The sequence below is a fragment of the Mycolicibacter senuensis genome, assembly GCF_003284925.1.
GTDB classification, from domain to species: domain Bacteria; phylum Actinomycetota; class Actinomycetes; order Mycobacteriales; family Mycobacteriaceae; genus Mycobacterium; species Mycobacterium algericum_A.
This window is the reverse complement of sequence record NZ_QMEX01000052.1, coordinates 1-26,644: the sequence shown is the minus strand read 5'-3', so window position 1 is coordinate 26,644 and position 26,644 is coordinate 1. Positions and strand designations below refer to the sequence as shown.

The window sequence follows — 26,644 nt, the reverse complement described above, 5'->3', positions numbered from 1 at the left end:
GTGCAACGGCAGATAGAACGTCTCCTGCCACTGCTCGGCATGATCGGCATCCCACAACCCGAACAAGCCACCCTCAGCAACACCGGGCACACCCCACGTCGACACATCGAACAGATCAAAGTCCGACGCAACGCCACCATCATCGACACCGAAGAAATCCCAGAACGCATCCAGACCGAAGTCATCGGCCTGCGCAGTCGGCGCCGCCACCACCGGAGCCACCCCAAACGCCAAAAACGCCGCCACCGCCGAAGACGCCGCCAGCGTGCGACGGTTCTGCGATAGACGATTGCTGTTGCGCTGACGAGCCACTTCGCTGCTCCCGAATCCCTGAGTCTCCCAAGCTGAGAGTGCGGATAATGTCCGCGGGAACGGAAGCTACAGATTTATAGGAAGACTAACCACTTGAGACTTGGACGAAAGTATCCTGCGATAGACTTTCATCGAACCAATCGCGCAGAAAAGCCCTGGTCGCTTATCACAAGCCAATGACGTCCACCACAGTGGACTTCCGTAGTGATAATCGCCATATCGCTGAGATTGGCTATGTATCTACTGAGAACGGCCGATCACTTACAGCCGGTCAACTGCCCGTCACCATGGCGTGCAACTCCGCGATCGACCACGGTGACGAGCCATGGTGATCGCGGTAACCCAGCACCGCGGGGACGGGACGGTCGAATCGGCCGACGAAGCCTCCGGATGAAAGGAACACCGAGCCGGTCACCGTCCTCGCCAGGTCGCTGGCCAGGTAGGCATACAGCGGTGCCACGTAGCCGGTCGGCGCCGGATCCAGCGACGCCTGCATGGTGAACTCATCGAGCAGGCCGCGGGCGTGCAGGCCGCGGATGTGCTGCTCGTAGTCGGCGCCGGTCGACAGCCGCGTCTTTGCGCCCGGACAGACGACATTGGCCCGAACGTCGTACTCCGCGAGTTCGGCCGCCATTGCCAGCGTCAGGGAGTTAATCGCTCCCTTGCCGGCGGGATAGCCGGTGCCGCCGTAGTCGCCCAGGAATGCCACCGAACCGCTGTTGACGATCGACCCCCGTCGCTGCTCGGCCATGATGGGGGCGGCGGCCCGGCAAGTGTGGAACACCGTGCCGAGATGAGCGTCGAGCAATTCCTGGAATTGCCCGCCGGATATCGACAGGATCGAGGAACCGGGGGGTTCGGCGACGCCGGCACAGTTGATCAGCACGTCGACGCTGCCGTATTCGTCCCGGCAGGCCGCCATCAACGCCGTCGCGGTCGCCTCGACGTTGGCGGCCCCGGCCACCCCGACGGCCCGACCTCCCGAACCGGTGATCGCCGCGACGGTGCCGTCCACCGCGGCCGGATCCCGGCCGTTGACCACCACACCGGCGCCGCAAGCCGCAAGCACTTCGGCGACCGCCCGGCCAACTCCCCGGCTGCCCCCGGCCACGACGGCAGCCCGCCCGGCGAGCAATGTCTCGTCGGTCATGGTGTCGAGGTGAAGGCCGCCAGCGCCTCGGCATTGGCGCCGAAGCCCATCAGCTCGGCGAAATAGGCATTCTCCCGCTCGCGGGCGGCCGCCACCCCGGGCAGGGTGGGGGCGGCGATGCTCTTCTTGACCGCCATCAGGCTGGCGAGCGGTCGCGCAGCGAGGATGTCGGCGTGCCGATGCGCCTCAGCCATCAGCTCATCGGGCTCGCAGACCTTCCAGACCAGGCCCATCTCCAAGGCTTGCTCGGCGGTGATCCATTCCGAGGACATCAGCAGCCAGGCGGCGTTCTGCCGACCGATCAGCCTCGGCAGCAGATACGACGACGCCGCCTCCGGCGCGACACCGAGACTGGTGAACGGGCACATCAGCCGTGCGGTCGACGACATGAACGCCAAGTCGGCGTAACCGAGAATGGTCGTGCCGATGCCGATCCCGACTCCGTTGACCGCGCAGATCAACGGCTTCGCGAATCCGTTGAGCGCGTCGATCAACCCCAGGAAGCCGTGCCGGCCCGGAGTGAAATCCGTTGCGGTGACGCGCGCCTGCATCTCCTTGAGGTCGGTCCCGGCGCTGAAGGCCCGGCCGGCGCCGGTGAGCACCACGACCGCCACCTCGGGATCCTGCGCGGCATCCAACAGCGCCTCGGTGGTGGCGTCGTAAAGCGCCTCGTTGAAGGCGTTGAGCGCCTCGGGTCTCGTCAGGGTCAAGGTCCGCACCCGCCCCGCCGTGGTGATCTCCAGGCTCATATTGCTCTCCGCACTCCCTATCCGGTGCCGTGCTTGCCCAGCGCGGACTCGACGTTGGCCTTCTTGTCCTCAGCCTTTCCGGCAGCGGCGGCCTTGCGGCGCTTGGCGATGACCTGCTCGACCACACCGTTGAGCACTGAACCGAGCGGGAATCCGACGTAGTGAGTCAGGAAGATCGGCAGCTCGCGCAGCTCGTCCTCGTTCAGTTCCTCGTTGTGCAGCGCGGCGTTGACCTGGATCTCGGCCAAGTCCTTCAGCCCGAGGGCGGTAACCACCGACAGCGTCATCAATCGCTTGTCCCGCATCGAAAGTCCGGGCCGGGTCCAGATCCGGCCGAACAGGTGGTCGGCGGTGAGCGCGAAGTACTCGCCGGGCATGTCCGGCATATCCCAGGCGTAGACCTCGTTCATCTTGGCCAGCCCGGTACGGCGCAGTTCGTCCATCAGATCTCTCCTAGTCGTTGGTGTGCGGCACACCCAGGCCCACGGCGAGCTCGGTCAGCGCAATCTGGGCGAGCGGGAGGTCGACTCCGGTGGCCTGGCCCAATGCCAGTGCGAGGCTGAGGTCTTTCTCCCCGAGCCCCCGGGTATGGGTGAAGGCATCGTGCAGGAAGTGGTCCGCCGCCAAGGGCGCCGTCGAGTCGAGCAGCATGATGGCCCCGGGCCCACCGGTGAGTGCGTCGGTGTGTCGCACCACCCGGCCCAACGCCTGCAGATCCAGCCCCGCCGCCTCGGCCAATTTCATGGCCTCACCGGCAGCGGCGTAAGCGGTGAACGTCAGCATGTTGCGCGCCAGCTTCATTCGGGTGCCGGCCCCGGGCTCGCCGGCATGGATGACCAGTGACGCCCATTGCTTGAACGCCGGCTTGATCTGTTCGTAGACCGCGCGCTCCGCTCCGACCATGGTCGCCAGCTGGCCCTTCTCGGCGGCTCCGGCACCGCCGCTGACCGGTGCGTCGATGACGTGGATGCCCTGCGGCTTCAGCTGGCCCGCCAGCTCGGCGGCGGTGGTGTCGGCGATGGTCGAGTGGATCGCGATGACGGTGCCCGGCTTCGCGTTGACCGCCAGTTCGGCGACGACCTCGCGGACCTGGGCGTCATCGAGCACCGTGACACTGATGATGTCGGCTGCCGCCGCGAGGTCCGCGAGGTTCTCGGCCGGGCTTGCCCCGGCTTCGACCAGCGGGGCCATCGCTTCGGCGCGCACGTCAAAAACCGTTACGCCGCCGGGCCATTCGACCATTCGCTTGGCCATCGGCGCACCCATGTTCCCGAGCCCGATGTAGCCGAGGCGCGGTGTTGCCTCAGTCGCTGGGGTCATAAGTTCCGACTCCTCTTCATCGCTTCGCTCTGCATCGTCGCCGGTGGCTATGATCGGATGATCTGTCCGCCGTCGACGTTGAAGATCTGTCCGGTGATCCACGACGCCTGATCCGACAGCAGGAACAGGCACATCGGAACCAGGTCCTCGGGCGTGCCCATCCGTGCGAGTGGCAACTGCTGCACCATCTGCTTCACGATGGCCTGCGGAGTGGTGACCCGGTTGGCCTCGGTGTCGATCGGGCCCGGCGCGATCGCGTTGATCCGGATGTTGCGCCAGCCCAGCTCACGGGAGAGCTGCTGGGTCAGGCCGTTGATACCGACCTTGGCCAGCCCGTAGAAGTTCGCGTACACCCACGCCGCGGTCGACGACTGGTTGACGATGGCACCGCCGCCACGCTTGGCCATGTGCTCGTAGACCGCGCGGGTGCAGATCAGCGCACCGTCGAGGTTCACCCGCATGAACTTCTCGTAGTAGTCCCACGGCACGGTCAGCAGCCCGTCGAGCTTCATGCCGCCGAAGATCGCGGCGTTGTTGACCAGGTAGTCGATCCCGCCGAATTCAGCGACCGCCGCATCGGCCATGGCCTGCGCCGACTCTGGGGCGGAGACGTCGACTCCCACCGCGAGGGCCTTGCCGCCGTCGGCGACGATTTGCTTGGCGACGTTCTGCGCGCCCTCGAGGTTGATGTCGGCGACCACCACCGCGGCGCCCTCAGCGGCCAGCGCCGTCGCGTACGCCTGACCGATCCCGCCACCGGAGCCGGTGACGATGGCCACCTTGTCATCGAATTGGCCCATCTGCTGCTCTCCCTTGAATCCCGTTATCGATTATCAGTTCGCTGCTGTTGCAATGGCTTTGGTCTCCAGGTACTCCTCGAACCCGGCGACACCCATCTCACGTCCGTTGCCGGACTGCTTGTATCCGCCGAACGGCACGTCCGCCGAATACCAGACCCCGCCGTTGACGTTGACCGTCCCGGCCCGCATCCGGGCCGCCACCGCGGCCGCTCGCTGCGCATCGGCACCATAGACGGTGGCCGACAGGCCGTAGGGCGAGTCGTTGGCGATCCGCACCGCGTCGTCGTCGCCGTCGTGGGCGATCACGGTGAGCACCGGGCCGAAGATCTCCTCCCGGGCCACCCGAGCATCGTTGGTCAACCCGGCGATGACGGTGGGCTCGATGAAGAATCCAGCGGGTTGATCGGCCGGGCGGCCACCGCCACAGGCGAATTCACCGCCCTCAGCCAGGGCCAGGTCCAGGTAGCTCTGCACCCGGTCGCGCTGGCGCGCCGAGATCACCGGACCGCAGACCGTGCCGGGCTTGCTCGGGTCGCCGGGCTTGATCGAGCCCATCGTGCCGGCCGCGATGGCCACCGCCTCGTCGTAGCGAGCCCGCGGCACCACCAACCGGGTGGTGATCGCACAGCCCTGCCCGGCGTGCAGACAGACCGAGAAGCCCGCCACCGAGCAGGCCGCGGCGAGGTCGGCGTCGTCGAGCACCACGAAAGCCGACTTGCCCCCCAGTTCCAGAAAGACCTTCTTGATGGTGGCGGCCGCGTCGGTCATCACGCTGCGGCCGGTGGCCGTCGAACCGGTGAACGAGACCATGTCCACCCGAGGGTCTTTGGCGAGCATGGCACCCAGCGTGTGGTCGGTGGAGGTGACGATGTTGACGACGCCCGGCGGGATGTCGGTGTGCTCGGCGATCAGCTCCCCGAGCACCGCGGCAACCCACGGGGTGTCGGGCGCGGGTTTGAGTATCACGGTGTTACCCGCAGCCAGCGCCGGGCCGAGCTTGGCCAGATTGATCTGGTGCGGGAAGTTCCACGGCGTGATGGCGCCGACGACCCCGACCGCCTCGCGCACCACCGACCGTCGTGTGGGAATGCCCAGCGGGGTGGCGTGGCCGAGATCCTGCGTCCACTCGTAGCTTTCGGCGGTGTCCGCGGCGAACCCGAGGTCCTCGACCGGGCCCTCAAGCTGGGCACCGGCGGTGAGCATCCGCGGCGCACCCACCTCGGAGATCGTCAGCTCCCGCAGCTCTTCTACCTGCTCGCGCATGGCGTCACGCAGCTGGCGTACGCAGCGCACCCGCAGCTCGGTGTTGGTCGACCAGTCGGTGTCGTCGAATGCCCGCCGTGCCGCGTCGATGGCGCGGTCCATGTCGGCGCCGTCAGCGTTGGCCGCCTCACCCAGCACCTCCTCGGTGGCCGGGTTGACGGTGGCGAACCCGCCGGCCCCGCCGGCGGTCAGCTTTCCGTCGATGAGCAGCCGGCTCACGCCGTCGGCCAGTAGCGCCATCAGTTACTCCCACAGCTTCTCGGTGCCCGACTCAAATTGGACACTTGTCCGTTACGCTCGGTCGAACCCTAGCGGCAGAATCGCGACTCTGGCAACCCGGTAGCCGATAAAACGGTATTTCCCTGCGGACTTGCCCAACCAAGCCGACGTCGGCTACGTTAGACAGGTGTCCAGCGAATCCGTGACGGCAGTCACACCGGCGAACGGCGCACCGGCGGTACCGTCGGCGGCCCCGGGCGCCCCTGGCGGCCGCAACCGTCGCCAGGAGGAGACCTTCCGCAAGGTGCTGACCGCCGGTGTCGAGATGTTGCGCGAAAAGTCCTACGCGGACCTCACCGTTCGTGCGGTCGCCGCGCGGGCCAAGGTCGCCCCGGCGACCGCCTACACCTACTTCTCGTCGAAGAACCACTTGATAGCCGAGGTCTATCTGGACCTGGTGCGTCAGGTTCCGTACTTCACCGACGTCAACGAGCCGATGCCCAGCCGGGTCAACCAGGCGCTGCGGCATCTGGCGCTGGTGGTCGCCGACGAACCGGAAGTCGCGGCGGCCTGCACCGCGGCGTTGCTCAGCGGCAGCGGCGACCCGGCGGTCCGCACGGTGCGCGACCGGATCGGCGCGGAGATCCATCGGCGAATCACCTCGGCCATCGGACCCGGCGCGGATCCACGAACCATCTCGGCGTTGGAGATGACGTTCTTCGGCGCCCTGGTCAACGCCGGCAGCGGCGCCTTCACCTACCACCAGATCACCGACCGGCTGGCCTACGTGGTCAGCCTGATCCTCGAATCGGGAGCAGCACGATGAGCCTGCACGCCACGACGTCCAACCCGCCGGTCCTCAACCCCTACGACTACGACTTTCACGAGGACCCGTTCCCCTACTACCGGCGGCTGCGCGACGAAGCCCCGGTGTATCACAACGAAGAGCTGGACTTCTGGGCGATCTCACGTCACACCGATGTGCTGCAAGGCTTCCGCAACAGCGAGGCGCTGTCCAACCGCGACGGCGTCTCGCTGGACCCGGTATCCCGCGGCCCGCACGCCCAACTGGTGATGTCGTTCCTGGCGATGGACGACCCGGCGCACCTGCGGCTTCGCACCCTGGTCTCCAAGGGCTTCACCCCGCGGCGCATTCGTGAGCTCGAACCGCAGGTGGTACGGCTGGCCCGCCAGCATCTGGACGCCGCGATCCAGCCCGGGCCCGACGGCACCTGCTCGTTCGACTTCATCAACGACTTCGCCGGCAAACTGCCGATGGACGTCATCTCCGAGCTGATGGGTGTGCCCGAATCCGACCGGGCCAGAATCCGGGAACTGGCCGACGGAGTGCTGCACCGTGAGGACGGCGTTACCGACGTCCCGCAGTCGGCGATCCAGGCCTCGGCAGATCTGATGACCTATTACAACCAGATGATCGCCGACTTCAAGAAGAACCCGGCCGACAACCTGACCTCGGCGCTGCTGGAGACCGAGGTCGACGGCGACCGGCTCGGCGACTCCGAGATCCTGGCCTTTCTGTTCCTGATGGTGATCGCCGGCAACGAGACCACGACCAAGCTGCTGGGCAGCGCCATCTACTGGGGGCACCGCAACCGCGACCAACTGACACCGCTGTTCGCCGATCACTCCCGGATCCCGCTGTGGGTCGAGGAGACCCTGCGTTACGACACGCCCAGCCAGATTCTGGCGCGCACCGCCGCGCAGGACTACACCGTGGGCGGCACCACCATCCCGGCCGAATCGGTGGTGCTACTGCTGCCGGGTTCCGGTAACCGCGACGAGCGGGTCTTCGACGATCCCGACAGCTTCCGGATCGGCCGGGATATCGGCTCCAAGCTGCTCAGTTTCGGCAGCGGGGCCCACTTCTGCCTCGGTGCGCATCTGGCCCGGATGGAAGCCAGGGTCGCGCTCGACGAACTGTTCAGCCGGATCAGCGACTTCCAGGTCGACGAAGCCAATGCCGTGCGGGTGCACTCATCCAATGTGCGCGGCTTCGCCGACCTCCCCATCACCATCAAGGAGGCGTAAGTGCCACGTTTCGATCCACCCCCGGCCCGGCGGCCCGCCATCGTCGCGGGTGCGTCCTCGGGCATCGGCGCCGCCACGGCAGAAGAGCTGGCGCGCCGCGGTTTTCCGGTGGCCTTGGGCGCCCGGCGCGCCGACAAGCTCACCGAGCTGGTCGACAAGATACGCGGCGAGGGTGGCGAGGCGGTCGCCTTCCCGCTGGACGTCACCGACGCCGACTCGGTGAAATCCTTTGTGGCGTCCAGCATCGATGCCCTCGGCGAGATCGAGCTGCTGGTCTCCGGTGCCGGTGACATGTTCCCGGGTCGCATCCACGAGATGAGCACCGAGGCGTTCAACGACCAGATCCAGGTGCACCTGATCGGCGCCAACCGGCTGGCCACGGCGGTGGTACCGGACATGGTGGCCCGCCGACGCGGTGACGTGATCTTCGTCGGCTCCGATGTCGCGCTGCAGCAGCGTCCGCACATGGGTGCTTACGGTGCCGCCAAAGCGGCACTGGTCGCGATGGTCAAGAACATGCGAATGGAGTTGGAGGGCACCGGCGTTCGGGCCTCGATCGTGCATCCGGGGCCGACCCGGACCGAGATGGGCTGGAAGCTCTCCGCCGAGCAGGTGGGACCCATGCTGCAGGACTGGGCCAAGTGGGGCCAGGCCCGGCACAGCTACTTCCTGCGCCCACAAGACCTGGCCCGCGCCATCGCCTTCGTCGCGGAGACACCGCGCGGAGCGCACATCGTCGACCTGGAGGTGCAGCCCGAGGCGCCGTTGCACGACACCGACTCCGATCGTCAGCACCTGCAACTGGGTGAGGAAGGAATGCCGCAATCATGACCGTCACAACTGAGGTACCCCGGGTCTCGGGAGGAGAGGCCGAGCACGGCCACCTCGAGGAGTTCCGTACCGACCCGATCGGGCTGATGCAGCGGGTGCGCGACGAATGCGGGGATGTCGGCTGGTTTGATCTGGCCGGCCGCAAGGTGGTGCTGCTGACCGGCGCCGAAGCCAACGAGTTCTTCTTCCGGTCCACCGATGACGAGCTCGACCAGGCGGCGGCCTACCCGTTCATGACCCCGATCTTCGGCAACGGCGTGGTGTTCGACGCGCCGCCGGAACGCCGCGCGGAGATGTTGCACAACACCGCACTCCGCGGCGACCACATGAAGAGCCACGCCAGCACCATCGAGCACGAAGTGCGCAAGATGATCGCCGACTGGGGCGACGAGGGCGAGATCGATCTGCTGGAGTTCTTCGCCGAGCTGACCATCTACACCTCGACGGCCTGCCTGATCGGCAAGAAGTTCCGCGAAGAACTCGACCACCGGTTCGCCGAGCTGTACTACGAGTTGGAGCGCGGCACCGACCCGCTGTGCTACGTCGACCCGTATCTGCCGATCGAGAGCTTCCAGCGCCGGGACGCCGCCCGCATCAAGCTGGTCGAGCTGGTGCAGCACATCATGGATGGCCGAATCGCCAATCCGGAGACCGACAAGAGGCGCCGGGACATGATCGACGTCATGGTCTCGATCCCCGACGAGAGCGGCAATCCACGGTTCTCCGCCGACGAGATCACCGGGATCATCATCTCGATCATGTTCGCCGGCCACCACACCAGCTCTGGGACTTCCGCCTGGACGCTGATCGAGTTGTTGCGCCACCCCGAGGCACACGCGGCCGTCATCAGTGAGCTCGATGAGCTGTACGCCGACGGCGGTGAAGTGAGTTTCCATGCGCTGCGCCAGATCCCGAACCTGGAGAACGTGCTCAAGGAGACGCTGCGGCTGCACCCTCCGCTGATCATCTTGATGCGGATGGCCAAAGGCGAGTTCGAGGTCTGCGGCTACCCGATCCACGAGGGCGAGATGGTGGCGGCCTCTCCGGCGGTCTCCAACCGGATCCCGGAATCCTTCCCGGAGCCGAACGAGTTCGTGCCAGAACGCTATAACGAGCCGCGGGAGGAAGACGTCCTCCAGCGCTGGACCTGGATTCCGTTCGGAGCGGGCCGGCATCGCTGTGTCGGCGCGGCGTTCGCCACCATGCAGATCAAGGCCATCTTCTCGGTGCTGCTGCGCGAGTACGAGTTCGAGATGTCGCAGCCGCCGGAGACCTATCGTAACGACCATTCCAAAATGGTGGTGCAGCTTGCCCGGCCGGCCAAGGTGCGCTACCGGCGGCGAACCAAATAGGGGTATTCCCATGGCTTTTCGAGTCAAGGTCGATCTGGACCTGTGCCAGGGCCACGCCATGTGCGAGCTGGAGGCGCCCGATTATTTCCGGGTGCCCAAGCGCGGCAAGGTCGAGATCCTCAACGACGAGCCACCGGAATCCGACCGTCGCCAGATCCAAGAGGCCGTGCGGGCCTGTCCCACCCGAGCGTTGTCCATTGAAGAGAAAAAGGATTGAGAACCATGCCATCTTTCCCCCGCCAACAACTCGAAGACTGGGTCGAGCGCTGGCTGCAGGCCAACCGGGAAGCCGAAGCCGCCGGCGACTGGCGACCGCTGGCGGACTTCTTCGCCGATGACGCCACCTACGGCTGGAACATCGGCCCCAAAGAAGACGTCATCTGCGTCGGCATCGACGAGATCCGTGACATCGCCCTGGGCCTGGAGATGGAGGGGTTGGACAACTGGCACTATCCGTACCAGAAGGTGATCATCGACGACAAACAGGGTGAGATCGTCGGATTCTGGAAGCAGGTCGCGACAGACTCCGATGGTGTCGAATCGGAGATCTACGGGATCGGCGGCAGCTGGTTTCGGCTCAACGCCAATGCCAAGATCGAGTGGCAGCGCGACTTCTTCGACTTCGGCCACGTCCAGAAGCTGTACCTGGATCTGATGACCGCCGGCAAGCTCTCGAAGGGTATGCAGAAGCGCATCGAGCGCAGCCTGGCCGGCGAGAAGCTCCCCGGCTACTACCCGCTCGGCCAGTCGCCAGTCCCGCTCTGGTAGCCCGCAATTCACGCCCAGGAGAACACGTGGCCATCCGCGTCGCTCTGATCGGCACCGGCAACGCCGGGCGCATCGCCCTGCGGGGGCTGATCAGCAATCCCGCCTACGAGCTGACCGGCGTGTGGGTCTCAACAGCCGCCAAAGTGGGCAACGACGCCGGCGAGCTGGCCGGCCTCGACGTCCATACCGGTATTGCCGCCACCGATGACTTCGATGCGATCATCGCCGCCAAGCCCGACGCCGCGCTCTACTGCGCCATGGGCGACACCCGGCTGCCCGGCGCGCTGCGTGACGTCTGCCGGCTGCTCGCGGCCGGCATCAACGTCGTCGGCACGGCGCCCGGGGTGCTGCAATACCCGTGGGGCGTCATCCCGGATAAGTTCATCGCCCCTGTTGAAGAGGCTGCCCAGCAGGGTAATTCGACCGTCTACGTCAACGGCGTCGACCCGGGGTTCATCAACGACCTGGTGCCGTTGGCGTTTGCCAGCACCTGCCAACACGTCGAGCAGATCCGCTGCCTGGAGATCGCCGACTACGCTACCTATGACGGCGCTGAGGTCATGTTCGACGTGATGGGCTTCGGAAGCTCGCTCGACGAAGTCCCGATGCTGCTGCAGCCCGGTATCTTGAGCGTCGCGTGGGGCGCCGCGATCCGTGAGCTGGCCAACGGGTTGGGCATGACCCTGGACGCCATCACCGACTCTTCGGAGCGTGAACCCGCGCCTGAGGCGTTCGACATCGCTGCCGGGCACATCCCCAAGGGCGGTGTCGCCGCACTCAAGTTCGAGGTCCGCGGCATCGTCGACGACCACCCGCTGATCGTGGTGGAGCACGTCACGCGACTGCGCAGCGACCTGCGGCCGGACTGGCCGCAGTCGGCCCAACCGGGCGGCTCCTACCGGGTGGAGATCACCGGCGAACCGTCCTACGCCGTCGACATCTGCCCCACCAGCCGCTACGGCGATCACAACTACGCGGCCATCGCCGCCGGGGTGGGACGGGTGGTCAACGCCGTTCCCGCCGTTGTCGCAGCACCGCCGGGCATCGTCACCACGCTGGACCTGCCGCTGGTCACCGGCGGCACACAGATCATCACCGAATCATCGAAAGGCTGAGGACAGCTATGGGGCGCGTCGACGGAAAAGTAGCTTTGATCAGCGGCGGTGCGCGCGGCATGGGCGCATCCCACGCCCGCATGCTGGTCGCCGAGGGCGCCCAGGTAGTCATCGGCGACGTGCTCGACGAGGAGGGGGCGGCGCTGGCGGCCGAACTCGGCGAGGCGGCGGCCTACGTGCACCTCGACGTCCGGGACCCCGAGCAGTGGGCCGCCGCGGTGACCGCCGCGGTCGACGGGTTCGGCAAGTTGAACGTGTTGGTCAACAATGCCGGCACCGTGGCGCTGGGGTCGCTGCGCAAGTTCGATCTGGACCAGTGGCACAACGTGATCGACGTGAACCTGAATGGCACCTTTCTCGGTATGCGTGCGGCGATCGACTCGATGATCGCCGCGGGCGGCGGTTCCATCATCAACGTGTCCTCCATCGAGGGGCTGCGCGGCGCACCGATGGTGCACCCCTATGTCGCCTCCAAATGGGCGGTGCGGGGGCTGTCCAAGTCCGCCGCACTTGAACTGGCGCGCCACAACATTCGGGTCAATTCCCTGCATCCCGGATTCATCCGCACCCCGATGACCGAGCATCTGCCCGAGGATATGGTCACCATCCCGCTGGGCCGGCCCGGCGAGTCCGAGGAGGTCTCAACCTTTGTGGTCTTCCTGGCCAGTGATGAATCCTCTTATGCCACTGGTTCGGAGTTCGTCATGGACGGCGGTCTGGTCACCGACGTACCTCACAAAACCGGTTGACATCCGGTCATACACATGACAATCATGTGTATGTTCGAAGTTGGCTCGGCATCCCGCGACAATCAGAGGTGTTCGTCTTGACATCAACGCAACCAGCCTGTCCGTTCGGCCCGGGTTTCGATTTCACCGATCCGGACGTGCTGTTGCAAGGCATGCCCATCGCCCAGTTCGCCGAGTTACGCAAGACCGCCCCGGTCTGGTGGAACGAGCAGCCCGCGCACAGCAACATCTTCGATGACGGCGGCTACTGGGTGGTCAGCAAACACCAACACATCAAAGAGATCTCACGCGACAACGAGGTGTGGTCGACCAACGCCAAGGGCGCGGTGATGCGGCTGCCCGACGGCATCACCGCCGACCAGTTGGAGCTGACCAAGGCGCTGCTGATCAACCATGACCCGCCCGAGCACACCCGGTTGCGCAAGCTGGTGTCCCGATTGTTCACCCCGCGATCCGTGGGAGCGTTGGAGGAGAAGCTGGCGCAGTCGGCGCGCGATATCGTTGCGGCCGCCGCCGAGAAGGACAGCGGCAACTTCGTCGATGACATCGCGATGAAGCTGCCGTTGTTGGCGATCGCCGATCTGATCGGGGTGCCCGAAGCCGATCGCGAGAGGTTGTTTCACTGGACCAACTCGATCATGAACACCGATGACCCCGACTTCGACTCCGATCCGGCCATGGCCAATGCCGAATTGATGGGTTACGCCTACACTATGGCCGAGCAGCGGCGGCGCTGCCCGGCCGACGACATCGTCACGCGGTTGGTCCAGGCCGACATGGACGGTGAATCACTCGGCGAGACCGAGTTCGCGTTCTTCGTGATCCTGCTGGCGGTGGCGGGCAACGAGACCACCCGCAACGCCATGACTCACGGCATCAACGCCTTCGCGGAAAACCCCGACCAGTGGGAGCTCTACAAGCGGGAGCGCCCCGAGACCGCCGTCGACGAGATCGTCCGCTGGGCCACTCCGGTGCATTGCTTTCAGCGCACCGCCAAGATCGACACCGAGATCGGCGGGGTGCCCATCGGGCAGGGACAGCGGGTCGGCCTGTTCTACAGTTCGGCCAACTTCGACGAGGAAGTCTTCGAGCGACCCTTCGCTTTCGACGTCCTGCGTGATCCCAACCCGCATCTGGCGTTCGGTGGACAGGGTACGCACTATTGCATCGGCGCCAACCTGGCCCGCATGGAGATCCGGTTGATGTTCGATGAGATCGCCAACCAGCTACCCGACATCACCAAACTGGCCGAGCCGCAACGGCTCCGTTCGGGCTGGATCAACGGGGTCAAAGACCTGCAGGTCGCCTACCACGGCTAGGCCCGATCCATGGCACTCACGGTCAATCAGACGGTTGGTTGGGCGACCCCTTCCCCCGGGCTGTGACGGGCTATAGGCTGCGACGAGTGGGCTGCCCGGAGTCCCGGGCGACGACCGGGGCCAGTTTCCTAGCCGGATATTCGAGAATGAAAGCAGGTTCGTGGTGAAGACAAAGGGTGCGTTGCTCTGGGAGTTCAACAAGCCGTGGTCGGTCGAAGAGATCGAGATTGGTGAACCTCAGAAGGACGAGGTCAAGATCCAGATGGAGGCGGCCGGGATGTGCCACTCCGACCACCATCTGATGACCGGGAGCATCCCGATGGCCGGCTTCCCCGTCCTCGGCGGGCACGAGGGCGCGGGCATCGTCACCGAGGTCGGCCCCGGTGTGGAGGACATCGCCCCCGGTGACCACGTGGTGCTGTCCTTCATTCCCTCCTGCGGCAGCTGTCCGACCTGCCAGTCCGGGCTGCGCAACCTGTGCGACCTGGGCGCGGGACTGCTCAACGGCGTGGCGGTCAGCGACGGCACCTTCCGCGTCACGGCCCGCGGCCAAGGCGTGTACCCCATGACGTTGCTGGGCACCTTCTCGCCGTGGATGGTCGTGCACAAGACATCGGTGGTGAAGATCGACCCGGCCATCCCGTTCGAGGTGGCCTGCCTGGTGGGCTGCGGCGTCACCACCGGTTACGGCTCGGCGGTGCGCACCGCCGACATCCGTCCCGGCGACGACGTCGCGATCGTCGGCGTCGGCGGGGTGGGGATGTCTGCCCTGCAGGGCGCAGTCAACGCCGGCGCGCGCAACATCTTCGTCATCGACCCGGTCGATTGGAAGCGCGACCAGGCACTGAAGTTCGGTGCTACGCACGTCTACCCGGAGATCAATGCCGCCATGGGCGGCATCATGGAGGTCACGGCGGGGCTTATGGCCAAGAAGGTCATCGTCACCGTCGGTGAGGTGCACGGCACGGACATCGACAATTACATGATCCTGACGGCCAAGGGCGGCACCTGTGTGCTCACCGCGATGGGCAGCATGCTCGACAACCAGGTCACACTCAACCTGGCGATGCTGACATTGCTGCAGAAGAACCTGCAGGGCACCATCTTCGGCGGCGGCAACCCGCAGTACGACATCCCGCAACTCCTGTCGATGTACAAGGTGGGCAAGCTGAACCTGGATGACATGGTGACCCGCCAGTACCAACTCGAGCAGATCAATGAGGGCTACCAGGACATGCTCGACGGCAAGAACATCCGCGGCATCATCCGCTACACCGACGCGGATCGCTAGCGCGGCGGAGCCGGGCGAAGCGGGTCCGCGTTACAGCCCAGCGGATCGCTAGCACGGCGGAGCCGCTTAGGCGTTCACGCTGCGTACAGGGCGCATCTCACTCGCACTTTCCCGCCCTGCACGCAGCGTCAACGCGTGAATCAGACCTTCCGGAACACCACGCTGGCCTTCAGCCTGGTCCTGTTGCCGACCATCCCCAGAAAATTGCCCTCGACGGCGAACTGCTTGCGCGTGACAGTTGTCTCGGCGGTAAGCCGCACGCCCCCGTCACCGAGTGGGGTGATGTCGACCTTCAGCGGTAGCGGCCCGGTGATGCCCTTGACGGTCAGGTCGGCGTCCAGCCGGGCGGCGTCACCACCGGCCGGTTCCCCGCTCTTGACCACAACGGTGATGTCGGGGTAGTGGTCGGTGTCGAAGAAATTCGACCGCCGCAGGTCATGGTCGCGGGTGCGCAGGCCGGTGTCGATCGAGGCGGCCTTGATATCGATGCGGCCCGACACGGTGTTGGCATCCTTGATCTCGCCACTGCCAGAAAACTCGGTGAAAGCGCCACGCACCTTCAGCGCGCCCCACATCGTGCCGTTCTCGAACCGGATGCTCGACTGCTCGGTATCGAGGCTCCAATCGCCGACCGCCTCGGGACTACTGAGAAATGTTGTGACAGCTGACATCTCATCTCCTCTACCTATGGCGTGACGAGCACCCGCCAGGGGCACCAGCGTGTCTTCGATAATACGCAGCTACGCCCGCTATATCCGACACTCGACGCATATGCTGAAGTTCATGAGCACTGTCTTCACCAAGATCATCAACCGGGAACTGCCAGGTCGATTCGTTTACGAGGACGACGACGTCGTTGGTTTCCTAACCATCGAACCGATGACGCAGGGCCACACCCTGGTGGTGCCCCGCGCCGAGATCGACCAGTGGCAGGACGTCGACGGCGCCGTGTTCGCCGGGGTGATGGCCGTGGCACAGCGAATCGGCAGGGCGGTATGCCGGGCGTTCGACACCGACCGCGCCGGCATGATCATCGCCGGCCTGGAGGTCCCGCACCTGCACGTCCACGTCTTTCCGACTCGCAGCCTGTCCGATTTCGGCTTCGCCGGCGTGGACCGCAACCCGTCACCGGAATCACTCGACGAGGCGCAAACCAAGATCAAGGCGGCGCTGTCCGAGATTCCTTGATGTTCAGTTGATTTCGGCGGGTAACTCGGCCGGCTGGGCCCTCTCGGCAAGCCGAGGTACCGCGACCCGAAAGGTGCACCCCTGACCGGGTGGCGAGCTCACGGTGACGGTGCCGTGATGGGCACGGATCAGCGAGTCGACGATCGAAAGTCCCAGACCCGTGCCGCCACTGACTCTCGCCCGCGACGAGTCGGTGCGAAAGAACCGCTCGAAGGCCCGCTGCACGTCCTGCTCGCTCATCCCGGGGCCCTGGTCGACGACCTCAAGGATCGCATCGCCCCCGGCGGTACCGACCCGCACGGTGATCGCGGCGTCTTCCGGAGTGTGCTCCAGCGCATTGGACATGAGATTGCTCACCACCTGACGCAGCCGCGCTTCGTCACCGAGCACCTCGGGGGTGCCCGGGCCGTCGAAGACCTCCAGTTCGATGGCGCGGCCCGGCGCGATCGCCCGGGCGTCGTGCACCGCGTCGGTCGCCAAGACCAGCAGGTCGACCCAGTGCCGCTCCAGCGGCCGCTGGGCGTCCATGCGGGCAAGCAGCAGTAGATCCTCGACGAGCAGGCCCATCCGGCGGGCTTCGCTCTCGATGCGAGACATCAGCAACTCGACGTCACGGGCCGCACCCTGCCGGTACAACTCCGCGAAGCCGCGGATCGTGGTCAATGGCGTGCGTAGCTCGTGGCTGGCGTCGGTGATGAACCGGCGCATCCGCTCCTCGGAGACGCGCGCGTTGTCTGCCGAGGCGATCGAAGAGGCCACCGCCTGCTGAATCTGCGCCAGCATGCCGTTGAGCGCGAGCGAGAGCCGTCCCACCTCGGTGCGCGGATCACGTTCGGGCACACGGCGATCCAACTGGCCGGCGGCGATCGCCGCCGCGGTCCGCTCAACCTCGGCCAACGGGCGCAGGCTGCGGTTGACCACCAGATACCCGGCGGCGCCGAGAACCAGCAGTACCCCGACGCCGATCGCCACCCGCGACCATGCCAGGTAGCGCAGCGTGGCCCGCGGGTCCGACAGATCCCTGGCCACGGTGATCAGCCTGCCGCTCTCACCGTGCACCGACAGGGCTCGCCACTGCACACCCGACCCGTCGACCGAGCCGATGGTGACCGGCACCGACCCCACGTCGTTGTCCGGCGGCAGCTGCGGCTCGGCATTCTGATCGTTGACGACGGTCCAGACGCTGCCGTCGGGGTCGACATCGCGAACATAGAAGCTCGTCGGCGGCCGGCCGGGGTTGGGATCCTCGTCCGCCTTCGCCGGTGACCGCCCGCGCTGCTCAAGCGCCCAACCGTGCGCCGCGTCGATCAGCGTGGCGTCGATCCTGCTGATCAGCCGGTGCCGCAGGATGGTGGTCACGGCGTATCCCTGTGCCAGCAAGCCGATGGCCACCATGGCCAGCGTGGCGGCGACCAGGCTGACACGCAGGGGCAGGATGCCGCGCGGGGGTTTCGCCATCCCGATATCCTTCGTCCTATCCCCCGCGCCCGGCAATCACCGGCGGCATTCGCTAGCGCGGCTCGCGCAATACATAGCCAACCCCGCGCAGCGTGTGCAGCAGTCGCTTCTCGCCGGTGTCGATCTTGCGCCGCAGATAGGAGACGTAAGACTCCACCACGTTGACGTCACCGCCGAAGTCGTAGCGCCAAACGTGGTCGAGGATCTTCGGCTTGCTCAGCACGGTGCCGGCATTGATCACGAAATAGCGCAGCAGGGTGAACTCGGTGGGCGACAACGACACCGGCTGACCCGCCTTCCACACCTCGTGGGTGTCCTCATCGAGTTCGATGTCGGCGAAGCTCAGGCGCGAGTTGCGTGGCTCACCGGCACCTTTGCCGGCCCGGCGCAGGATGACTCGCAGCCGGGCCACCACCTCCTCCAGGCTGAACGGCTTGGTCACATAGTCGTCGCCGCCGAGGGTCAGGCCGGTGATCTTGTCTTGTAACGAGTCACGGGCGGTCAAGAACAGCGCCGGGGCGTCGATACCGTCGGCGCGCAGCCGTCGCAGCACACCGAACCCGTCCATCCCGGGCATCATCACATCCAGGATCACCGCGTCCGGCCGGACCTCGCGCGCACGGTCCAGCGCCGCCGGTCCGCTGGATGCGGTGTAGACCTCGAACCCCTGGAATTTCAAGCTGACCGACAGCAGCTCGACGATGTTGGTTTCGTCATCGACGACCAGGATTCGGGCCTCCGGTGCGGCGTCTTGCGCAGCTGTAGCTCCCATGGAGTCAATTCCCTCCCGAACGGGTGAAAATAAACTGGAAACCGGCTGTGTGTTTGTTGTCAATCAAACTACCTGATATCGGTGCTTTATCGCCCCTACACTGGCCTGGTGGGCCTGGCCAAACAGCTGATCGCCGTATCGACCGCACCGGCGCGGATCGGTCTTTCGATCGCCGACGCCGGACTCGGGGTCGCCACGGCGGCGCTTGGGCTGGCCCGGCAGACCCTCGGCGAACCCGAAACCCATGGGCCCGCCAACTCGATGGCGCAGATGCTGGGCCTGGAGGACACCATCGCCCGGGCCAACCGGCTCGCCAAATTGATGGACGACGACGCTCCACTCGGCCGCGCCCTGGCTCCGGGGGGCCCCGCTGACCGGCTGCTGGCTCCCGGGGGCCTGGTCGACCAACTGACCGGGCCGGGAGGCGTCCTCGACCGGCTCACCGCCGAGGGCGGCGGGCTGCAGCGGGCATTGCAGCCCGGCGGACTGGTGGATCAACTGACCGACGAGAACGGATTGATCGAGCGGCTGCTGTCCGAAGACGGCCTGGCCGACCGGCTGCTGGCCGAGGGTGGGCTGATCGACAAGCTCACCGCGCGCAACGGCCCGCTGGAGCAGCTTGCCGATGTCGCCGACACATTGAGCCGGCTGGCCCCGGGGATGGAGGCGCTGGAGCCCGCCATCGATACCCTGCAGGAGGCGGTGATCGCGCTGACCATGGTGGTCAACCCGCTGAGCAACATCGCCGAGCGCATCCCGCTGCTGCCGCGCCGGTCCAGTCGGCGCCCGCCGCCGCCGCGGAGCGTGCGCTCGCAGCGAGTGGTCGACCAGGACCCGACCGATCTGGAGCGACCGACCGAGCCCCATTAGGCTGGCACCGGCTAGACCCGCCTCCTTAGCTCAGTGGTAGAGCACTCGCCTTGTAAGCGAGCGGTCGTCAGTTCAATCCTGACAGGGGGCTCCGAGGCAACAAGTTGAGCGCCGGCTGGCACCGCACGCTCAACGCCGCCACCGCACACTCAAACCATGCCGCGGAATTGCGACCTGGCGTTCCGCAGGGCAGAGCCCGCTTGAGTGTGCAGCTATGGCGTTCAGTGTGCTTGCGGGACAATCAATCAATCGCGCCGCAGGAAGTCCAGCACCACCGAGGTGAAGGCGTCCTTGGCCTCGATCATCGTCCAGTGCCCGCAGTTGGGGAATACGTGGAACTCCGCGTTGGGAATGGTGCGCATCGGGATCAGCGCCATGTCCAGCGGGCTGACCCGGTCGTCGCGGCCCCAGGTGACCAGCGTTGGTGCCTTGACCCGGTGCATCATCGCCCACGGCAGCGGACCCTTGGACGCCTGCATCATCTTCACCATGTTGGTGAAGGCTTCCTTGCCGTACATCCGCCGTGCACTCGCCAGCGTCTCGGCGTCGGTCGCCAGCGCCCAGCGCTCCTCGATCAGCTGCTCGGTGATCACTTTCGGGTCGTAGACCATCGACTCCAGCCAGCGGATCAGGCTCTCCCGGCTGGGGTTGTCGGTGAATTCCTGCAGCAGCCGGATGCCCTCGGGCGGCCCGGGGGTGAGCAGGTTGGTGCCGATGCCGCCGATGGTGACCAGCTTGCGCACCTTCTCCGGACTGTTGATGGCGTAGTTGATGCCGACGCCGCCGCCCATCGAGTTGCCGACGATGCTGAACTGGTCCAGCCCCAACGCGTCGGCGAACTGCCCGACCGCGCCGAAGGCTGTCACCATCGGGTGCCCACCGAAATCGTCGCTGACCCCGAACCCGGGGAATTCCAGCACCAGGCAGCGGAAGTGCTCGGCGAACGCCGGCAGCACGCCGCGGTAGTTGCGCCACCCGGTCACGCCCGGTCCGGAGCCGTGCAGCAGCAGCAACGTCGGGCCGTCACCGGCCTCGTGGTAGCGCAGCACGCCCTGCTCGGTGGTGACCTCGCGCAGGGTCTCGTCGTGGCTCAGTTCTGCGGGCATTTCTCTCCTCAACATCTCCCAAGTCTTTAGACACGCTAATGCCGAACACCACCGGTCAAGGCGCCGGGGGCGCGGCTGCCTGGAACGCCCGGAACCGCATCAGGTAACGCGGTAGCCGCGACACCCCGACGTTGCGCGGCCAGTCGTCGGCTCGGAAATAGGCGTCCGAACCGCCGTCGACAAAGATCACGCTGCCGCAGAGGAAGTCGGCGGAGTCAGAAAGCATGAACAGCATCCAGTCGGCCAGTTGGCCCGGATCGCCGAAACCCCCGACCGGTACCGGGAAGCTGCGGACGGCCTTCTCTTGGCCAGGCGTGGCGAGCTGGTTTTCCAACAGCGGCGTCATGATCGCCCCCGGCGCCAGCGCGTTGAGCCGGATGCCCGCCCCCGCCCACGACGGCTCGACCGCCCGTCGGCGCACCCAGCGCGACACCGCGATCTTGGACGCCGCATAGGCCAGCGACGGCGCGCCCGGGCCGAGCAGTCGCAGCCGGCGCGTCGCCTTGGCTGCCTTGCCGGCCAGCAACGCCCGCACGGCAGCACGCGGCACCGCCGGCACGGTGGTGGTCGAATTACTGGCGACCACCACGACTTTGGCGGCGCCGGCGGCAGCCAGCGCCGGGCGCCATGCCTCCAGCAGTTCGACGACCCCGAAGTAGTTGACCTGCAGGATCAGCGGCGTCGCCCGCGGAGTGGGTCCGACGCCGGCGGCCAGTACCGCACCGTCCAAGCGGCCCTCACACGCGGCCAGCACCGCCGCGGCGCCCGCCGCACGACCATCCGCTGTCGACAGGTCGGCTATGACGTCGGCGTCGCGCAGGTCCACCCCGAGCACGGTGTGCCCGGCCGCGCGCAGCTTCTGCGCCGCCTGCTGCCCCATCCCGGATGCCGAACCGGTGACCGCATAGACGCCCACGGCTATTCGCCGACCACGCCGCGCAGGCCGTCGGCGCCGAACGCCGGCTCCAGCATCGCCGTGAAGTCCGGGCCGCGGCGCAGCATCTGCCCGCCGTCGACGTTGATGACCTGGCCGGTGATGTAGCCGGCAGCGTCGCTGAGCAGGAACAGCGCCAAGTCGGCGACATCTTCTACCTCACCGACCCGCGGCAGCGGGGTGCTGACCCGGTAGTCCTCGGCCAGTGCCGGGGTATCGAGGACCACCGACACCAGGTCGGTGCGGGTCAGGCCGGGGCGGATGCTGTTGACCCGCACCCACGAGGCACCCAGTTCGTCGGCGGCCAGCTGCATCAAATGGTCCAGCGCCGACTTGGTGGGACCGTAGGCGCCGAACCAGCGGTGGGTGTTGCTGGCCGCGATCGAGGAGATCCCGACGAAGGAGCCGCCGCCGCCACGCACCAGCGCCCGCCCGGCGTGTTTGAGCACGTACATGGCGCCGTTGATGTTGAGGTCAACAGTGCGCCGCCACGCCTCCGAGTCGATCTGGGTGATCGGACCGATGGTCTCCGAACCGCCGGCGCAGTGCACCACCCCGTGCAGCCGACCGCTTCCGCTCACGGCGGCGTCGACGGCTGCGATCACGCTGTCCTCGTCGGTGACGTCGGTCGCCTGGTGGCGTACCCCGATCTCGTCGGCCACCGCGGCCAGCCGCTCGGCATTACGGCCGACGATCAGCACATCGGCCCCGGCGGCGGACAGCGCGGCCGCCACCGCCTTACCGATACCGCTACCGCCACCGGTGATCAGGTAACTGCGGCCGTCGAACGAAATCCGCGACGAAAGTGTCACACCGACCCCTCACACCAAAACTGGAACATGTTCTACCCATGGAACCATGCTGGCCGGAGCTGTGGCTACGGCTGGTCGCGACGGGCCACGTCAGTGGCCTTGGCGGTGCGCCAGTCGGGTACCTCCGGCGGCAGCGCGACCGGAAACTTGTTGTCGTTATGCGCCGACCAGTGCGCGTGGCCGAGTTGATGGATATGGAACCCGTGGCGCAGCGCCTCGGAAAAGCCCATGGCGTCGGCGGCGGCGTTGACCGAGTCTTTGATCAACAGCGCGGCCATGGTCGGAAGCTGCGCGATGCGGCGGGCGAACTCCAGTGTCTTGTCCGCCAGTTCCTCGACACCGAACACCTTCGAGACCATTCCCAGCCGGTAGGCCTCGTCGGCATCCAGCGAGTCCCCGGTCAGCAGCAGTTCCTTGGCCTTGCGCGGGCCGAACTCCCACGGGTGGGCGTAGTACTCGACGCCCGGCATGCCCAGACGCACCCCCACCACGTCGGAGAACCGGGCGTTGTCGGCGGCGACGATCAGATCGCACGCCCAGATCAACATCAACCCGGCGGAGATGGCGTTGCCCTGCACCTGCGCGATGGTGATCTTGCGCAGCTCCCGCCAACGGCAGGTGTTCGAGAAGTAGTAGTGCCACTCCTGCAGGTAGGTTTTCTCGACGACCGGTTCCCGGGTGCCGCCGTGGCTCCGGAAACTCGGGTGCTGGTCCGGCCCGGCCCGGCGCTCGGCCACCGCCGCCTCCGAGCCCAGGTCGTGGCCGGCGGAGAAATTCTCACCGCGCGCCGCCAGTATCACCACCCGCACGGCGTCGTCGGCCTCCGCCCGGCCGAACGCTTCGTCGAGCTGCACCAGCAGGGTGCGGTTCTGCGCGTTGTGGGTCTCCGGACGGTTCAGCCAGATCCGGGCGATGCGGCCGTCGTCGAGGATTTCGTAGTCGACGAGATCGCCGACCTGCTCTGATGTGGTCTCCGATGTCGCCACTGGACCTCCGCCCTCGTTGTCGTCCGCCTCACAGGTTACGGCGCACTTCGCTAGAGTCGACGGCATGCCTGCTAAATCCGAACCCGCCGAGATCGACGACGTGGAACCGCTGGCCGACAGCACCGCACGCCAAGCGCGGCGAGTCGTAGCCGCCTACGCTGAGGACGCCGACGAGTGCCGGGTCTTCCTGTCCATGCTGGGGATCGGTCCGGCGAATACCGAGAAGCCCGGGGCCTAGCGGTGCCGGGGTCGGGGGGCCAGGCCGACTTCGTGGTGGTGGCCAACCGGCTGCCGATCGACATCGACGTACTGCCCGACGGCACGACGGCGTACAAGCGCAGCCCCGGCGGGTTGGTCACCGCGCTCGAGCCGCTGTTGCGCAAGCGCCACGGCGCCTGGGTGGGTTGGCCCGGCACTCCGGACGGCCCCGCGGAGCCGATCGATATCGAGGACCTGCGACTGCATCCGGTAGCACTGAGCGCCACCGATATCGCCGACTACTACGAGGGATTCTCCAACGCGACACTGTGGCCCTTGTACCACGACGTGATCGTCAAGCCGATCTACCACCGGCAGTGGTGGGAGCGCTACGTCGACGTCAACCGCCGGTTCGCCGAGGCCACGTCGGAGGCCGCCGGACCGGGCGCTACGGTGTGGGTCCAGGACTATCAGTTGCAGCTGGTGCCCAAGATGCTGCGAAGTCTGCGTCCGGACCTGACCATCGGATTCTTCCTGCACATCCCGTTCCCACCGGTGGAGCTGTTCATGCAGCTGCCGTGGCGCAGAGAGATCGTCGACGGCCTACTCGGCGCCGACCTCGTCGGTTTCCACCTGCCCGGCGGCGCGCAGAACTTCCTGTTCCTGTCCCGCAACCTGACCGGCGCGGCCACCTCGCGCGGCGCGGTGGGGGTTCGCGGCAGGTTCGGCGAGGTGAGTCTGCCTGACCGAACCGTGCGTGTTGGCGCCTTTCCGATCTCGATCGACTCCGGGGAGCTCGACCACAAGGCGCGTGAGCGGGGAATCCGGCGGCGCGCAAAGGAGATCCGGGCCGAATTGGGTCATCCGCGCAAGATCCTGCTCGGCGTGGACCGGCTGGACTACACCAAGGGGATCGACGTCCGGCTCAAGGCGTTCAACGAGCTGCTCGCCGAGGGCCGCGCCAAGCGCGACGACACCGTGCTGGTGCAGCTGGCGACACCCAGCCGGGAAAGGGTGGAGAGTTACCAGATCCTGCGCGAGGACATCGAACGCCAGGTCGGTCACATCAACGGCGAGTACAGCGAGGTCGGTCACCCGGTGGTGCACTACCTGCACCGCCCGGTCCCCCGCGACGAGTTGATCGCGTTCTTCGTGGCCAGTGACGTCATGCTGGTAACCCCGCTGCGCGACGGGATGAATCTGGTCGCCAAGGAGTACGTGGCTTGCCGCAGCGACCTGGGCGGCGCCCTCGTCTTGAGTGAATTCACTGGTGCGGCAGCAGAATTGAAGCAATCCTACTTGGTCAACCCGCACGACCTGGAGGGCGTCAAGGATGCCATCGAGGCGGCGATCAACCAGAACCCCGAAGACGGCCGCCGGCGTATGCGTGCGCTGCGCCGCCAGGTGCTGACCCACGACGTCGACCGCTGGGCCCGATCCTTCCTGGACTCGCTCGCCGAAACGGCCGACTAGCTCAGCTGCACAGGTGAATCGGGTTGTCCTGACAGGTCAGCGGGTAGCGGACCACCGGGTTGGGCAGCGGCGACACGAACGTCAGGGTGAACGGGTGCTTTTCGAGCCCGGGCTGCCAGCCGCAGACCGCATTGTGTGACTGGGTGTAGGTGCCGCGCAGCGACGTGTCGAACTGGTACATCTCTTCGCTGCCGGCGGTGCTGCCGTCCGGGCATCGGGTACCGGCCAGCAGCGGCGTGTGGTAGGACCACAGGCCGTTGGACAGCCGGTAGGAGCCGGCCTGCCCCGGCGGGCCGTTGCTTTCGACCTGCAGCCGGCAACCGATCGCCAGATTCAGCGGCACCCGGCCGTCGCCCACGGTGGGCACGCACAGCGGGTAAATCTTCCACGTCGCCGTGGTGCCGGCGCCGTTGTAGGTGTAGATGCCCTCAAGGGTGCCTTCCGGCAAGGCGTCGTCGTCCGCGCCGGCCTCGACGGCCAGCCCGGCGCTCGCCGCCACGGCGATGCCGAACGCGGCCAGACCGCGAATGAGCTTCCTCATGGCGCAATCCTCTCAGCTAGATCGGCGCGATGTTGCTGATCAGCCACTTGCTGTCGACCTTGCGGAAGTCGACCCGCAGCCGACTGCCCTCGTAGAACTTCTCCTTGGACTTGCCCGTGACGGTGCGGTTGACGAACACCAGCACCGAACCGGTGGTCCGCTTCGCGTCCAGCGGGCCCACGCCGACGACGTCGACCTGGTTCACCAGCTGCTTCTCCCGGGCCTGCGGGATGATCTCGTTGACGGCCCGGGCCTCGAACTCACGCCGGTAGTCGTCGGTGAACATCGGATAGGTTTCGGTCAGGCTGCGTTCCACGGTCGTGTAGTCGTAGCCGAGCACCTTGGGGATCTCGTCGGCGGTCAGCTTGGCCAACTCGGTGCGGGCCAGCTCCTGCCCCCGCGTCTGGACCCGGCTCCAGTACAGCGAGCCGGCGCTGGCACCCAGACCGACGAACACTCCGAGCAGGACCACCAGGGCCACCAGGGCCGACCAGCGCCGGTTCATCGACTACCGTCCGGCCATTTGAGGTCGTAGGCGGTCATGTTGCCGGCATCGTCTTCGTGCACGATGATCCGCAGCGCGTACGGCTGCGACGGCTTGTTGACGCCGTCGGCATCCGTGGCGGTCGCGCGCATCGCAACCAGGACCGAGGCGTTGCCGGCCACATCATCCGTGTTCTCCAGCGCTGCGGCATTGATGACCGCCTCCGAGCTGTGCTTGGTCTCTCGCAGCAGCGCCTTGAGGTTGTCCGCGTTGCCGGCCATGGTGTCGCGCAGCGGTCCGCTGGTGCCGGCCACGAAGCGGTCCACCTGCTCGTTGATGGTGTCGGGCGTGTAGGTGTACATGTTCAGCACGGTCTGGACCGCGGTGTCGACGAAGCGCTGATCACGGCTCTCGGCCGCGGCGGCGTGCCGGTGTTGCACCAGCAGCACGCCGACCAGACCGCCCAGCACGACGCTGGCCACCAGGGCGGCCGCCGCCGCAACGACAGCGGCCTGGCGCGCGTTGGGCTGTCGCC

30 protein-coding genes, 1 tRNA gene and 1 pseudogene are annotated in these 26,644 nt (G+C 66.6%); 15 read left to right on the top strand and 17 right to left on the bottom strand.

Features of this window, described 5'->3' with window-relative positions; genetic code table 11:
- From DQP56_RS13395 to DQP56_RS13365, 7 genes and pseudogenes are all read right to left on the bottom strand, one after another.
- Positions 1 to 312 (bottom strand): annotated as a pseudogene (locus DQP56_RS13395) (PGRS repeat-containing protein); the annotation flags it as partial.
- Positions 313 to 583: 271 nt separating this feature from the next.
- The gene (locus tag DQP56_RS13390) at positions 584 to 1,462 is read right to left on the bottom strand and encodes an SDR family NAD(P)-dependent oxidoreductase (protein WP_112686157.1); all 879 of its coding nucleotides are present in this window, start codon (positions 1,460 to 1,462) and stop codon (positions 584 to 586) included.
- Positions 1,459 to 2,211 carry an enoyl-CoA hydratase/isomerase family protein gene (locus tag DQP56_RS13385; RefSeq protein WP_112686155.1) on the bottom strand — a complete coding sequence of 251 codons (753 nt, stop codon included), beginning with the start codon at positions 2,209 to 2,211 and terminating at the stop codon, positions 1,459 to 1,461. Before DQP56_RS13385 ends, DQP56_RS13390 begins: the two co-directional genes overlap by 4 nt.
- A gap of 17 nt (positions 2,212 to 2,228) precedes the next feature.
- Complete coding sequence (locus tag DQP56_RS13380) at positions 2,229 to 2,654, bottom strand: carboxymuconolactone decarboxylase family protein (RefSeq protein ID WP_112686153.1); 426 nt, start codon at positions 2,652 to 2,654, stop codon at positions 2,229 to 2,231.
- A 10-nt stretch (positions 2,655 to 2,664) separates the two neighbouring features.
- Complete coding sequence (locus DQP56_RS13375; RefSeq protein WP_112686151.1) at positions 2,665 to 3,531, bottom strand: NAD(P)-dependent oxidoreductase; 867 nt, start codon at positions 3,529 to 3,531, stop codon at positions 2,665 to 2,667.
- Positions 3,532 to 3,578: 47 nt separating this feature from the next.
- A complete protein-coding gene (locus tag DQP56_RS13370; RefSeq protein WP_112686149.1) occupies positions 3,579 to 4,331 on the bottom strand; it encodes an SDR family oxidoreductase in 753 nt (250 codons plus the stop codon).
- A gap of 33 nt (positions 4,332 to 4,364) precedes the next feature.
- Positions 4,365 to 5,834, bottom strand: a complete 1,470-nt coding sequence (locus tag DQP56_RS13365; RefSeq protein WP_112686147.1) for an aldehyde dehydrogenase — start codon at positions 5,832 to 5,834, stop codon at positions 4,365 to 4,367.
- 166 nt (positions 5,835 to 6,000) lie between these two features.
- On the opposite strand from DQP56_RS13365, the gene DQP56_RS13360 reads away from it, so the two are divergent.
- From DQP56_RS13360 to DQP56_RS13315, 10 genes are all read left to right on the top strand, one after another.
- A complete protein-coding gene (locus DQP56_RS13360) occupies positions 6,001 to 6,639 on the top strand; it encodes a TetR/AcrR family transcriptional regulator (RefSeq protein ID WP_112686145.1) in 639 nt (212 codons plus the stop codon).
- On the top strand, positions 6,636 to 7,862 hold the full coding sequence (locus tag DQP56_RS13355; RefSeq protein WP_112686143.1) for a cytochrome P450: 1,227 nt from the start codon (positions 6,636 to 6,638) through the stop codon (positions 7,860 to 7,862). The genes DQP56_RS13360 and DQP56_RS13355 overlap by 4 nt, the downstream gene beginning before the upstream one ends.
- Positions 7,863 to 8,693, top strand: a complete 831-nt coding sequence (locus DQP56_RS13350; RefSeq protein ID WP_112686141.1) for an SDR family oxidoreductase — start codon at positions 7,863 to 7,865, stop codon at positions 8,691 to 8,693.
- Positions 8,690 to 10,045: a lanosterol 14-alpha demethylase gene (cyp51, locus tag DQP56_RS13345; RefSeq protein ID WP_112686139.1), complete on the top strand. Its 1,356-nt coding sequence runs from the start codon at positions 8,690 to 8,692 to the stop codon at positions 10,043 to 10,045. Before DQP56_RS13350 ends, cyp51 begins: the two co-directional genes overlap by 4 nt.
- A gap of 10 nt (positions 10,046 to 10,055) precedes the next feature.
- The gene (gene fdx, locus DQP56_RS13340; protein WP_112686137.1) at positions 10,056 to 10,262 is read left to right on the top strand and encodes a ferredoxin Fdx; all 207 of its coding nucleotides are present in this window, start codon (positions 10,056 to 10,058) and stop codon (positions 10,260 to 10,262) included.
- Between the two features lie 5 nt (positions 10,263 to 10,267).
- A complete protein-coding gene (locus tag DQP56_RS13335; RefSeq protein WP_112686135.1) occupies positions 10,268 to 10,813 on the top strand; it encodes a nuclear transport factor 2-like protein in 546 nt (181 codons plus the stop codon).
- A 26-nt stretch (positions 10,814 to 10,839) separates the two neighbouring features.
- Positions 10,840 to 11,928: an NAD(P)H-dependent amine dehydrogenase family protein gene (locus DQP56_RS13330; protein WP_112686133.1), complete on the top strand. Its 1,089-nt coding sequence runs from the start codon at positions 10,840 to 10,842 to the stop codon at positions 11,926 to 11,928.
- A gap of 8 nt (positions 11,929 to 11,936) precedes the next feature.
- Positions 11,937 to 12,677, top strand: a complete 741-nt coding sequence (locus tag DQP56_RS13325; protein WP_112686131.1) for a glucose 1-dehydrogenase — start codon at positions 11,937 to 11,939, stop codon at positions 12,675 to 12,677.
- A 68-nt stretch (positions 12,678 to 12,745) separates the two neighbouring features.
- Positions 12,746 to 13,996 (top strand): cytochrome P450, encoded by a 1,251-nt coding sequence (locus DQP56_RS13320; protein ID WP_435673861.1) that lies wholly within the window; start codon positions 12,746 to 12,748, stop codon positions 13,994 to 13,996.
- 163 nt (positions 13,997 to 14,159) lie between these two features.
- A complete protein-coding gene (locus DQP56_RS13315) occupies positions 14,160 to 15,287 on the top strand; it encodes an NDMA-dependent alcohol dehydrogenase (RefSeq protein WP_112686159.1) in 1,128 nt (375 codons plus the stop codon).
- A 140-nt stretch (positions 15,288 to 15,427) separates the two neighbouring features.
- On the opposite strand, the gene DQP56_RS13310 is transcribed toward DQP56_RS13315, so the two are convergent.
- Complete coding sequence (locus tag DQP56_RS13310) at positions 15,428 to 15,958, bottom strand: YceI family protein (RefSeq protein ID WP_112686129.1); 531 nt, start codon at positions 15,956 to 15,958, stop codon at positions 15,428 to 15,430.
- 112 nt (positions 15,959 to 16,070) lie between these two features.
- Between DQP56_RS13310 and DQP56_RS13305 the strand changes: the two genes are divergently transcribed.
- Complete coding sequence (locus DQP56_RS13305) at positions 16,071 to 16,475, top strand: HIT family protein (protein WP_165825017.1); 405 nt, start codon at positions 16,071 to 16,073, stop codon at positions 16,473 to 16,475.
- Between the two features lie 3 nt (positions 16,476 to 16,478).
- Here the strand turns inward: DQP56_RS13305 and DQP56_RS13300 are convergent, their stop codons facing one another.
- Positions 16,479 to 17,933, bottom strand: coding sequence for a sensor histidine kinase (locus tag DQP56_RS13300; RefSeq protein WP_112686125.1), 1,455 nt, complete (start codon positions 17,931 to 17,933; stop codon positions 16,479 to 16,481).
- Positions 17,934 to 17,985: 52 nt separating this feature from the next.
- Complete coding sequence (locus tag DQP56_RS13295; RefSeq protein ID WP_013830539.1) at positions 17,986 to 18,705, bottom strand: response regulator transcription factor; 720 nt, start codon at positions 18,703 to 18,705, stop codon at positions 17,986 to 17,988.
- 108 nt (positions 18,706 to 18,813) lie between these two features.
- On the opposite strand from DQP56_RS13295, the gene DQP56_RS13290 reads away from it, so the two are divergent.
- Both DQP56_RS13290 and DQP56_RS13285 read left to right on the top strand, forming a co-directional pair.
- A complete protein-coding gene (locus tag DQP56_RS13290) occupies positions 18,814 to 19,575 on the top strand; it encodes an MlaD family protein (RefSeq protein ID WP_112686123.1) in 762 nt (253 codons plus the stop codon).
- Between the two features lie 19 nt (positions 19,576 to 19,594).
- Positions 19,595 to 19,666, top strand: a tRNA-Thr gene (locus DQP56_RS13285).
- A 154-nt stretch (positions 19,667 to 19,820) separates the two neighbouring features.
- Here the strand turns inward: DQP56_RS13285 and DQP56_RS13280 are convergent.
- The 4 genes from DQP56_RS13280 to DQP56_RS13265 all read right to left on the bottom strand — a co-directional run bounded on the left by DQP56_RS13280 (position 19,821) and on the right by DQP56_RS13265 (position 23,413).
- Entirely contained in the window at positions 19,821 to 20,681 is an 861-nt protein-coding gene (locus DQP56_RS13280; RefSeq protein WP_112686121.1) for an alpha/beta fold hydrolase, read from the bottom strand.
- A gap of 55 nt (positions 20,682 to 20,736) precedes the next feature.
- Positions 20,737 to 21,597 carry an SDR family oxidoreductase gene (locus tag DQP56_RS13275; RefSeq protein WP_112686119.1) on the bottom strand — a complete coding sequence of 287 codons (861 nt, stop codon included), beginning with the start codon at positions 21,595 to 21,597 and terminating at the stop codon, positions 20,737 to 20,739.
- Positions 21,598 to 21,599: 2 nt separating this feature from the next.
- Positions 21,600 to 22,427 (bottom strand): SDR family oxidoreductase, encoded by an 828-nt coding sequence (locus tag DQP56_RS13270; protein WP_083037518.1) that lies wholly within the window; start codon positions 22,425 to 22,427, stop codon positions 21,600 to 21,602.
- Between the two features lie 65 nt (positions 22,428 to 22,492).
- On the bottom strand, positions 22,493 to 23,413 hold the full coding sequence (locus DQP56_RS13265) for an enoyl-CoA hydratase (RefSeq protein ID WP_112686117.1): 921 nt from the start codon (positions 23,411 to 23,413) through the stop codon (positions 22,493 to 22,495).
- 64 nt (positions 23,414 to 23,477) lie between these two features.
- Between DQP56_RS13265 and DQP56_RS24735 the strand changes: the two genes are divergently transcribed.
- Together DQP56_RS24735 and DQP56_RS13260 are read left to right on the top strand one after the other, a co-directional pair.
- Entirely contained in the window at positions 23,478 to 23,651 is a 174-nt protein-coding gene (locus DQP56_RS24735) for a hypothetical protein (RefSeq protein ID WP_165757185.1), read from the top strand.
- Between the two features lie 2 nt (positions 23,652 to 23,653).
- Positions 23,654 to 25,084, top strand: a complete 1,431-nt coding sequence (locus DQP56_RS13260) for an alpha,alpha-trehalose-phosphate synthase (UDP-forming) (RefSeq protein WP_083037516.1) — start codon at positions 23,654 to 23,656, stop codon at positions 25,082 to 25,084.
- 1 nt (position 25,085) lies between these two features.
- Here the strand turns inward: DQP56_RS13260 and DQP56_RS13255 are convergent, their stop codons facing one another.
- The 3 genes from DQP56_RS13255 to DQP56_RS13245 form a co-directional block, all read right to left on the bottom strand.
- Positions 25,086 to 25,625, bottom strand: a complete 540-nt coding sequence (locus DQP56_RS13255; RefSeq protein WP_112686115.1) for a hypothetical protein — start codon at positions 25,623 to 25,625, stop codon at positions 25,086 to 25,088.
- Positions 25,626 to 25,641: 16 nt separating this feature from the next.
- A complete protein-coding gene (locus DQP56_RS13250) occupies positions 25,642 to 26,130 on the bottom strand; it encodes a mammalian cell entry protein (protein ID WP_112686113.1) in 489 nt (162 codons plus the stop codon).
- The coding region (locus DQP56_RS13245; protein ID WP_112686111.1) for an Rv1363c family protein at positions 26,127 to 26,644 on the bottom strand (518 nt) is incomplete at its 5' end. The genes DQP56_RS13250 and DQP56_RS13245, both read right to left, overlap by 4 nt.